The organism is Marinobacter sp. G11 (assembly GCF_021282325.1).
GTDB lineage: Bacteria > Pseudomonadota > Gammaproteobacteria > Pseudomonadales > Oleiphilaceae > Marinobacter > Marinobacter vinifirmus.
The window spans coordinates 1-1735 of record NZ_JAJSPB010000084.1 but is presented as its reverse complement, the minus strand read 5'-3'; the positions used below and the strand labels follow the sequence as shown (position 1 = coordinate 1735).

Below are 1735 nucleotides of genomic sequence, written 5' to 3'. Positions count from 1 at the left end.
GGGGTTTCACGTACACACCGGCGTGCCTTCTCCCGAAGTTACGGCACCATTTTGCCTAGTTCCTTTACCCGAGTTCTCTCAAGCGCCTTGGTATTCTCTACCTGACCACCTGTGTCGGTTTGGGGTACGGTCTCGAATAGCCTGAAGCTTAGAAGATTTTCCTGGAAGCAGGGCATCAATGACTTCGCGCCCTTGGGCACTCGTCGTCACGTCTCAGGATTGTGGACCCGGATTTGCCTAAGTCCACTCCCTACTCGCTTAAACCGGGACAACCGTCGCCCGGCTCACCTAGCCTTCTCCGTCTCTCCATCGCAGCTATCCAAGGTACGGGAATATTAACCCGTTTCCCATCGACTACACCTTTCGGTCTCGCCTTAGGGGCCGACTCACCCTGCGCCGATTAGCGTTGCGCAGGAACCCTTGGTCTTCCGGCGTGCGGGTTTTTCACCCGCATTGTCGTTACTCATGTCAGCATTCGCACTTCTGATACCTCCAGCAAGCTTCTCAACTCACCTTCGCAGGCTTACAGAACGCTCCCCTACCCCGCATACAATGTATGCAGCCGCAGCTTCGGTGACCAGTTTGAGCCCCGTTACATCTTCCGCGCAGGCCGACTCGACTAGTGAGCTATTACGCTTTCTTTAAAGGATGGCTGCTTCTAAGCCAACCTCCTAGCTGTCTGAGCCTTCCCACATCGTTTCCCACTTAACTGGTACTTTGGGACCTTAGCTGGCGGTCTGGGTTGTTTCCCTCTTCACGACGGACGTTAGCACCCGCCGTGTGTCTCCCGGATAGTACTCACAGGTATTCGGAGTTTGCATCGGGTTGGTAAGTCGAGATGACCCCCTAGCCGAAACAGTGCTCTACCCCCTGTGGTATTCGTCCGAGGCGCTACCTAAATAGCTTTCGGGGAGAACCAGCTATCTCCGGGCTTGATTAGCCTTTCACTCCGATCCACAAGTCATCCCCTGGCTTTTCAACGACAGTGGGTTCGGTCCTCCAGTGCCTGTTACGGCACCTTCAACCTGCTCATGGATAGATCGCCCGGTTTCGGGTCTATGTCCAGCGACTGATTCGCCCTATTCAGACTCGGTTTCCCTACGGCTCCCCTAAACGGTTAACCTCGCCACTGAACATAAGTCGCTGACCCATTATACAAAAGGTACGCCGTCACAGAACAAGTCTGCTCCGACTGCTTGTACGCATACGGTTTCAGGGTCTATTTCACTCCCCTCACAGGGGTTCTTTTCGCCTTTCCCTCACGGTACTGGTTCACTATCGGTCAGTCAGGAGTATTTAGCCTTGGAGGATGGTCCCCCCATGTTCAGTCAACGTTTCTCGTGCGCCGACCTACTCGATTTCACTGGACTCAGGTTTCGGATACGGGGCTATCACCCACTATGGCGGCTCTTTCCAGGGCCTTCTCCTACCAGTTGTCCAGCTTAAGGGCTGGTCCCCGTTCGCTCGCCGCTACTTAGGGAATCTCGGTTGATTTCTTTTCCTCGGGGTACTTAGATGTTTCAGTTCCCCCGGTTCGCCTCTTACACCTATGGATTCAGTGTAAGATACCTAACCGAAGTTAGGTGGGTTTCCCCATTCAGAGATGTCCGGATCACAGCTCGTTTGCCAGCTCCCCGAACCTTATCGCAGGCTTCCACGTCTTTCATCGCCTCTGACTGCCAAGGCATCCACCGTATGCGCTTAGTTGCTTGACTATATAACCCCAAGACAACTG

General features: G+C 54.1%; 1 rRNA gene. It reads right to left on the bottom strand.

Features of this window, described 5'->3' with window-relative positions:
• Positions 1-1715: ribosomal RNA gene (locus LWH94_RS19080) — 23S ribosomal RNA — on the bottom strand; the annotation flags it as partial.
• Positions 1716-1735: the final 20 nt, after the last annotated feature.